The sequence below is a fragment of the Clostridium sp. genome (genome assembly GCF_040797585.1).
Classification (GTDB): domain Bacteria; phylum Bacillota; class Clostridia; order Clostridiales; family Clostridiaceae; genus Clostridium_Z.
This window is the reverse complement of the sequence record NZ_JBFNEO010000101.1, coordinates 1-9799: the sequence shown is the minus strand read 5'-3', so window position 1 is coordinate 9799 and position 9799 is coordinate 1. Positions and strand designations below refer to the sequence as shown.

Here is a 9799-nt window from a genome sequence, read left to right as displayed (position 1 = left end):
AGTCCCTGGTATATCTATTGTATTTACCATAGTTATAGTTGGCCATAATATTTTTTTTACCTCTTCCTTTGTAAATATGGCTAAACAAAAAATAACTATTACAGTATAGAATAGTGATGTAAAAATCATAGACCATATAGATGACTTAAGAACCTTCTTTCTATCCGATACTATAGGAGCAAATAAAAATATTATTTCAAATCCTGCAAATACAATTACATTAGAGAGTAAACTTGAAAAATAATTCATTGGCTTTGTTTGGCCAATAGGAAATATGTTTGTAAAATCCCCTTCCTTACTAATAATTAAAAGTATAAATATCATTGGTACAAACATAACCCAAAATGCTATCTCATTAAATTTACCCAGATTTGCCCTTCCTAAACCTATAAAATGGGCCGCTACCAATATTGTAATTATTAATATAAATTCTGTAGGTGTTTTCTCTAAAAGGTATTTTTTTATTACCTCAACAAAACGTCTTCCTTGAAGCCCTACAGTCATTAGTAATTCTAAGTTAAATATTATTATTACTATATATCCTATCCATTTACCTAAGTTGTTTAATATTATATTAGTTATACTCTCATAGTTATTTAATACTATTACCTTATACATTATATAAATAAGTAAGCATGTTATCCCCCCAGCTGCTAAAGTTATAATCCACCCATTGGTTTCTACCTTCTCTGCAAGTTCTCTAGGGTATGAAAATAGTCCAACCCCTATCACAGTAACCACTATTGAAGCAAATAATCCAAAGGGATTTATAGTTTCTTTCATAACCTTCACCTCATTTTATCTTATTTCTGCCTTATTTTATCCTCAGTATTCATAAACTTAGGTCTCTTTTTAAAGAAATTTAATGGAAACCTTACAAATGTATCTTTAAAGTCTGACTTATCCATACCTGCTACAGGAGATAAATATGATACCCCAAAGCTTCTAAGTCTTATAAGACGAATACAAAGTAGCAACATTGAAATAGCTATGCCATAAAGTCCAATTATAGTGGCAGCTATTATTGTACCAAATCTAACTATTCTAAAAGCAAATGTAACTTCATAGTTTGGAGTTACAAAACTTGTTATAACCGTTAATGAAACTATTATCACCATAATAGGACTTACTATTCCAGCACTAACTGCTGCCTGACCTATAATAAGACCTCCAACTATACCAATGGTAGCTCCAATTGCTCTTGGAAGTCTTACAATGGCTTCCATAAGTAAAGCGAAACTAAGCTCCATTATTATAGCCTCCATAAAGGCAGGAAAAGGAACTCCATTCCTAGAAGCCGCTATAGAATATGCAAGTTTAGTCGGTATTATAGATGTATGAAAAGATGTTATTGCTACATAAAGAGCAGGGGTTATAAGAGATAAGATTATAGCTATAAATCTTATGATTCTTACTCCACTTGCATAAACCCATCTCTGATTATAATCATCTGGGGATTGAAATAATAAGGGCAATGTAGTTGGCACAATTAAAGCAAAAGGTGAATTATCAACTAATATAGCAACTCTCCCTTCATAAAGAGCGGCTGCAACTACATCTGGTCTTTCAGTAGCTTGAACTTGAGGAAATATACTGAATTTATTATCTTCTATAAGTTGTTCTATATATCCACTATCTAGCACTGCATCTATTTTTATATTATCCAATCTTTTATTTACATCATCTAATACATTTTGGTTTACTATATCCTCAATATATAATACGGCACAATCTGTTTTTGATCTTTCTCCAATAACTCTTGGTACTATCTTAAACCTTGTATCTCTAATTCTTCTCCTTATAAGAGCAGTGTTAAATCTTATTATCTCTGTTAACCCATCCCTAGGACCTTTAACAACTACTTCTCCTGAAGGTTCTCCTACCCCTCTATTGGCCCATGTCCTAAGAGATAATACACAGCCTTTAGTTTCTCCATCAAAAAGAAGCAGCGGATCTCCTGATAAAAATGCATTTATACCATCTTTAAGGCTATCTACTTCTCTAAGATCACTTAATGCAATAACTCTTTCAATTAAATCATCTGAGGATGAATTTTCAGTTCCATGGGTCATAAGATTCTCTATAACAAATTCGTTTATCAAAGTTCTATCTGATAATCCATCTATGTATATTAGAGCAACCTGTTTATTTGCTACTGCAAATTCTCTATAAACTATGTCATAATTGTTTTTTAAAACATCTTTTATATATTTAATATTATTTTCCAAAGACTTATCTATGGTTTCTTTTAAGTTTTCCTTCACCCTACTCTCTCCTTTCTACACAAATCTTGCTGCTATAAATAAAAGTACTGATATTACAAATATTGTTCCTGAAACACCTCTCGCTACTTTATAGGATTTATAATCATTTTTATCCTTATATCTTTTACTTCTATAAAAATATAATCCTCCGCAATAAATCATCATCATTGCTAAGAAGTAATAATCAAATACTTCTAACATTCTCATTACATTTCACCCCTTATAAATACTTCACTTTTATTTTTTCTTTATATAGAATTTATATACATATATAAGAGATTATTAATTGAATAAAAAATAACCTTAATGAAAAACTTCATTAAGGTTATTTTTTATATTCTATATTGTTCTTGTTATAAATACTTCTTTATAATTTAACTTCATATGATCATAACATCTCTGTGCCTTTACCATATCATCAAATATACCAAAAACTGTTGGTCCACTTCCGCTCATAAGAGAACCCATAGCTCCATTTTCAACCATTTGGAGCTTTATAGTCCTTATAATTTTATGCCTATTAAGAGTAACATTCTCTAATACATTTCTCATATTATTAGCTACAAATTTAATATCTCTATTCTCCAAAGCTCTTATTAATCCTTGAGTATTAGGATGTTTATATATTTTATTTATATCTAATCCACCATATACATCTTTGGTCGATACCCCAAAGGAAGGTTTAACCACAACCATTATACAATTTCTAAAGGGCTTCAAATGGGTTATTTTTTCTCCTATGCCCTCACAAAGAGCTGTTCCTCCTTCTATGCAATAAGGCACATCTGCCCCTATTTTTAAAGCAATATTTCTTAGCTCATTGATAGATACATTTATATTGAAAAGTCTATTCATCACCCTAAGTACAGCTGCTGCATTAGTGCTTCCCCCTGCCATACCAGCAGATACAGGTATATTTTTATGTATCTTTATATTGACCCCTTGATTTATGTTATACTCATCCAAAAAAAGCCTAGCTGCTTTATAAGCAAGGTTTCTTTCATCTGTAGGTACATAACATCTATTACACTCTATATTTATACCATTTTCAACCCTATCTATTTCTATAACATCATATAAATCAATAGTTTGCATTATCATTTCTAGTATATGATATCCATCATCCCTCTTCTCTATCACATCAAGAGAAATATTAACCTTAGCATAGGCTTTTGTTTTCATCTCATATCCCACCTTATATTTCTTACTAAGTTATAGTGTATTATATTTTCTTTCATTCCTCAATATATACAATATAATGATTGAATCATTTTAATAAATGTTATTTTAGATTTTAAATCAATTTATATATATTTTTTATTATCTATATATGGTGATTAGATTAATTCACAAACTAAAATTTCACTTAAAACTCTATAATAAATTCACTTATATAAACCTCTCTTAACATAATCCTCTTCCTAAAATATATTAACTATATATTTTTAGATTTATAAAAATAAGCTTTATAACTAATGTATTTTAGTTATAAAGCTTAAAACTTTATGGTTCAATATTTTTATTATTTATAAAATATTATTTCGAAATTAAGTTATTATTAACTTTAAGTTGGTTAACTATAAAAAATCCCTTTATTCCTTTATAGATTATAAAACTTATTTTAAGATTTATAATAGTTATCCCTTAACCCATAGTGTGATAGTATTAGCTAAATTAAATATATTAAGTAAAACTACTCTTCATTAAACTGTGCTTTGTTAGCTTTACATATAGGGCATAACCAGCTTTGGGGTAAATCTTTAAAAGCTGTATTTGGTTGTACTCCACTTTTTGGTTCTCCTATAGCTGGATCATAAACATATCCACATATCTTACATATATATTTCATATAATCCCTCCTAGTTTCTATTCATTCATAGCTTTTAATCTATTTTCATAATTCTTCACTATATCTAGAAGAGGTTCATAATCTTCAAAAAATACTACCAATATATCTTTTTCCTTCATATTATCAATAGCTATTTTAAGTGCTTCCTCTTCATTTAAAACGGTAGTGAAATTTCTATTACCGCTAAGCTTTACACCTTCTTCTAAAAGTTTAGCTATCTCTCCACTTTTTCTACTTCTCTTATCTTTATCTTCTTTTATATATATTGAATCTAAAAACTCCCCGCATAACTTACCTACGTTTCTTACTTGATAATCTAATCGGTCTCCTGGAACTCCAATTATACCTATTATGTTATTATGAGGTATTTTCTTTAAAGAAGATAACACTGCTTTATATCCATCTAAATTATGACCATAATCTAATACTACAGTACCACCATTAATTTCAAACATATTAAATCTTCCAGGGTTCTTTTCTTCATTACATTGAAAACTTTTTAATCCCTTTGCTATACTACAGTAGTCAACCTTAAGACCAACTAAAGCACTGCAAGCGGCTAATGCATTTTCAACATTATGGATTAATACTCCATTAAAAGTCATAGGTATTTCATCTAAATCTGCTATATAAAAAACTCTCTTTTCTTTTTCTATATATATAGAATTATTTTTAATGTAAACTCCATAATTACCTTTTTTGGTATTTTCCAAAACATAAGGATTATCATCATATCTTGAAAAAATAATTGTCTCCCCTTTAGCCCTTTCTATTAAAGATACACTAACTGGATCATCTCCATTGATAACACTATATCCATCATCTTTCACTGCTTCAATCACTAAAGATTTTACATGAGCTATATCTTCTATAGTATTCATACCATCTATCCCCAAATGGTCATCAGATACATTAGTTAGTACTCCAACATCTGCAAGATCATAACATAGCCCATTTCTAACAAGGCCTCCCCTTGCAGTTTCTAATACAGCCACTTCAACTTCTTTATTCATTAAAACTGTTCTTCCACTTTCAAAACCAGTATCATCACCCTTATCTATACAAAGGTCATTGATATATATGCCTGAGGTTGTAGTCATTCCAACCTTATATCCTCTATTTTGTAATATATGAGATATGAGCCTTGTAGTTGTAGTTTTACCGTTGGTACCTGTAATGGACACTAAAGGTACACTCTTTTCATCATTCTTAAACATCATATCTACTATTTTTCCAGCAACATCTCTGCATGTTCCCTCATAAGGATAATGATGCATTCTTATACCAGGTGCTGCATTTACCTCCATAACAACTCCATTTTGAGCATTTAAGGGAATAGATAAAGTTTTTCCACTTATATCTATACCGCATACATTTAAATCAATAGTTCTAGCTATTCTTTCAAAAAGAATTATATTCTCTACGCAAACCTTATCCGTAACATCTACAGCTACTCCTCCAGTAGATATATTAGCATTATCTCTTAGAAAAACTTTTTCTTTAACCTTAGGTATTGATTCTAACTTATATCCATATTTCTTTATAACTTCAATAAGAGTATTGTCTATCTTCACCTTAGTTAAAGGTTTCTCATGATGTTCACCTCTTCTGGTGTCTTTATTTAATTCTTCTATTAAATCTTTAATTGTTTTACATCCATCTCCTACTATATAAGGTGGAAGTCTTAAAGAAGCGGCTACCATATTTCCATCTATCATACATACTCTAAAATCATTTCCTTGATGAAATTTTTCTATAATTATATCCTTGAACTCATCTTTTATGTCCTTAAAAGCATTAAGTAGCTCTTCTTGATTCCTTATATCTAGCTTTACCCCTCTTCCATGATTTCCATATCTAGGCTTAAGAACAACAGGATATCCTATAGCCTCCGCTTGTATTAATGCTTCTAGTGAGGAATTTATTCTTCCCCCTTTAGCTACTGGTATGCATTGTCCTTCTAAAATTTTTTTAGTTATATACTTATCACAAGCTATATCTACAGCAGTGGATTTTGTATCATTTACAATTGTTGCCTCTATTATCTTTCCATGCTTTCCATAACCTATTTGATATATACCACTTCCATAAAGGTCTATATATGGTATCCCTCTATCTTTAGCCGCTTTTAAAATAGCTTCAGTACTTGGTCCTATTATTTCCTTATATAAAATAGTTTTTACATCTTTTAGTTTATTATCTAAATCAAAATTTCTATTTAATTTTATTGAATTTATAAAGTCTACTGCAATCTTAGCTAATGCCAATGCAGTTTGCTTATATTTATATTCAAATATAATATAATATAAATCTTCTTCTATTTCTCTGGCCTTCCCAAAGGATATATCTATTCCTATCCTTTCATGAAGAGCAAGTATCATATGTTCACATACATGAGCTAGGTAGGTTCCTTCTTCTAGTCTCTTTAAGAATCCACCCTCTTCATATATACCACACCTATGTTCTTTTAGTTCTGGTAAAGCATCTATTATAGTTTCATTAAATCTATTTATATTTTTAGTAGGTATATCCTTATATCCCTGTAAATCAACATCTAATCTTATACATCTTCTATGGGAATATATATTTCTACCTTCAAATACTCTATAGTTATTTATTTTCATTGTTATAACCTTCCTCTTCTAAGGGTCTTCTAGTTAAAAGATTGAATCCATTCCCTTCCTTTAGTACATGCATTTTTACATCAAACATTGAAAGAAGCTCCTCTTGATATTGTTCTGATACGTTAGAATAGGATATGTTACATCCGTCTATTACATATACTGCACCTGATCCTATTACATTAAATACTCCTTTGTTGTCCACAATTATAGCTGTATCCTCATCTATACCTATCCCAAGAGTTCCTGGATTTTCTGCAATTCCAACTAATAATCTTCCTATTCTTCCTCTTTGAGCAAAGTGCTGGTCTATAATAACTCCATCTATTAAATCAAGTCCTGGAGCCATTTTAAGAGTACATTTTTTAGGCGACTCTTCATCTATTCCATTAACAATCATAGTAGAACTCATAACTGATGCACCTGCTGATGTTCCTACATATATGCAGCCCCTTGTATATGATTGTTTTATTTCTTCATGAAGAGGTGTACCTCCTAATATACTTGTAATTCTTAATTGATCTCCTCCCGTAAAGAAAACTAAAGCTGCTTTTCTAAGCATATTTATGTTCTCTTCATTATGGGCTTCATTTCTTTCTTTAACATCTAGTATACTTATATTTTTAACTCCTAAGTTGTTAAAAATTTCAGTGTACTTTTTTCCTGCCTCTTCCGGATTCTCTGTAGCTATAGTTGCTATTACTAGGAAATCATTTTCTTTATTTATACTTTGGCAAACTACTTTCAATATTTCTTTACTTCCCTCTTTATCTTCTGCTCCCCCAATTATAATTAGTTTTCCTTCTACTATATCTTTCATAAGCACCACCTCTTATAACTGTATTCTATATTTTGCCCATAACAATAATGATTTATTCACTTTGTTAAATTCATATAAATTTCAATTTTTACACCATAAATACTTTTCCCAGTCTTAGGAATTATATACCTTTAACTATGCTTTTAATATTATAAAACTATAAATATACTATCTCTAAACTCAATATTTAAATAACTGTAAATCATCATGGCTTGAAGCTTACTTTTAGCCCCCCTGTGGTATACATAATTTTAACTAAGATACCTTTTAATAGTACATAACTTTATTTAAAGCTACTTGACCTTGGCTCAATATAAAGCCTTAGTTCTATACTTCATAATTATTAATATATGTATAAAAACCTATAAACAAAAGGACTATAAAAGACTTAAATACAAAGTCTTTTATAGTCCTAAATATAATAATATTTTTAATACTATAATTTAATACTCCTTATTAAAGTATAGCTCTTCCAGGTATTAATAATTTATCTCCTAACCTTATGCTCTCAACATTTTCTAAAGAATTTAATGCCATTAGCTGATCTACTGTGGTGAAATATTTTTTAGCTATACTCCAAAGGGTATCTCCTGGTTGAACAATATATATGGTTATAGATGCCTTTTTCTCTGGAATAGCTTCTTCCTTTTTAGTAATAGATGTTAAAATTTCTCTTGAAGTAGTATACATAACCTGACCACAAACTTGAACTACTGCTTTAACTGCTATAGTGTCAGCCTCAATAGAAGCCTCTAAGCTCTCTAAATTAGTTCTTACCATTGATTGCATGTCTATTTTTGCTCCTTGTATATCTACTGATGATGAGAAGTTCATTTCTTCATATGCTTTTCCATAGCTTTTTTCATCCTTATTAGTTCTATAAATAGTATTTACTCTAACTATACCTTCAACTAATATCTTATCCTCTACAAGCTTTTTATCAGTTATAACAACATCTCCCTTTGACATTATAACTGAAGCTAGTGATTGAGAGTCCTTAGAAATCTCTATATTATCTTTTACTATGGTTTCTAAACAGTTATGTCCATGAAGTACATTTATATCACACTTTTCTTTTTCTATATCTATAATAGATTTTGAGCAGTAAGCATCTTCTATAAAATCATACTTATCCTTTGCCATAACACTTACTTCTGATCTTAAATTAGCTTCTACCCCTATTAATCTATTCTCTCCTAGATCATCCTGCCTAATTTCTACATCTACATCTTGTATTTCCATATTATTTAAACTAATCATAGATGAGTCTACTTCATCCATTTCCACTTCTTTATTAACATAAACATCATCCTCAAGTAAAAATATATCCTGAGAATCGCTTGCCCTATAAAGTACATTTATCTTAACAAAAGCTGAAACATTTATTTTATCTTGTGATATAGTAACCTCTCTCTTGTGTATAGATGTATCATATTTTAACAACTTATCCACTTGTGGTTTATCCATAGAAATTTGCATATCACTTTTAGCTTTAAGATCAACTACTGTTCGTCCAACCAGCCTATCTATAGTTTCTGATCTTCTTAACATCTGTATCTCATCACTATCTACTACTTCTTTAATTATAGGTACTGTGTAACTACTTAAAACCTGACTCTTTAAAGTTATAATTCCTTCTACCCCAACTTTTCTCTCATTTATTATTGAGCAATTAATATGTTCAGCATAGCATTCTATATTACAAGTCATTCTGTGTTCTGCTCCTGATACATCTATATAGCTTGTAAACTTATCACTATAATTAACACTATGAACACCCATGCTCTCATCTTCTCTTGCTAAATATAAAATATTATAGTTTAATTGTCCTTCTAAATATACTTTATCCTGCATAACCTCTTTATTGCTTATAACAGGTCTAACATCTAGCATTAATATTTCAGCAACATCAGGATGAGTATCAGGAATTAGAAAGTCCCCCTTAACTACAGTTTCATTTATACCTTCTCCTAAAAGTCTTTCATATTCTATATTCTCTTTTTGAAGTTCCAACTCCGCCATTTATATCCCTCCCATAAAATTCCTATTTAATATCTATGTTGAATTTTTTTTAAATATTACTCTATTCTCTACATTATTATAATCATATTTCTTTAAACATATAGAATAGCAATCTGAATATATTGTTGACATTAGTCGTATATTGACGTATTATAATATATGGTTATTTACCATATAACCTCTCATAAATTCTCAATACCCTTTTATACCATAGTTGAAAGAT

General features: G+C 29.7%; 8 protein-coding genes. All 8 read right to left on the bottom strand.

Annotated features, from left to right (window positions below):
* Positions 1-783, bottom strand: a 783-nt coding sequence (locus tag AB2369_RS07980) for an endospore germination permease (RefSeq protein WP_367665953.1), incomplete at its 3' end; no start/stop codon positions are given.
* Positions 784-803: 20 nt separating this feature from the next.
* Positions 804-2264 (bottom strand): spore germination protein, encoded by a 1461-nt coding sequence (locus AB2369_RS07975; protein WP_367665952.1) that lies wholly within the window; start codon positions 2262-2264, stop codon positions 804-806.
* 15 nt (positions 2265-2279) lie between these two features.
* Positions 2280-2471, bottom strand: a complete 192-nt coding sequence (locus tag AB2369_RS07970) for a CLC_0170 family protein (RefSeq protein ID WP_367665951.1) — start codon at positions 2469-2471, stop codon at positions 2280-2282.
* A 132-nt stretch (positions 2472-2603) separates the two neighbouring features.
* Complete coding sequence (ispE, locus tag AB2369_RS07965) at positions 2604-3446, bottom strand: 4-(cytidine 5'-diphospho)-2-C-methyl-D-erythritol kinase (protein ID WP_367665950.1); 843 nt, start codon at positions 3444-3446, stop codon at positions 2604-2606.
* Positions 3447-3957: 511 nt separating this feature from the next.
* Complete coding sequence (locus AB2369_RS07960; RefSeq protein ID WP_367665949.1) at positions 3958-4113, bottom strand: rubredoxin; 156 nt, start codon at positions 4111-4113, stop codon at positions 3958-3960.
* A gap of 17 nt (positions 4114-4130) precedes the next feature.
* Positions 4131-6737, bottom strand: a complete 2607-nt coding sequence (gene cphA, locus AB2369_RS07955; protein ID WP_367665948.1) for a cyanophycin synthetase — start codon at positions 6735-6737, stop codon at positions 4131-4133.
* The gene (locus AB2369_RS07950) at positions 6724-7554 is read right to left on the bottom strand and encodes a cyanophycinase (RefSeq protein WP_367665947.1); all 831 of its coding nucleotides are present in this window, start codon (positions 7552-7554) and stop codon (positions 6724-6726) included. The genes cphA and AB2369_RS07950 overlap by 14 nt, the downstream gene beginning before the upstream one ends.
* Before the next feature lie 456 nt (positions 7555-8010).
* Entirely contained in the window at positions 8011-9576 is a 1566-nt protein-coding gene (locus AB2369_RS07945) for an SPOCS domain-containing protein (protein ID WP_367665946.1), read from the bottom strand.
* Positions 9577-9799: the final 223 nt, after the last annotated feature.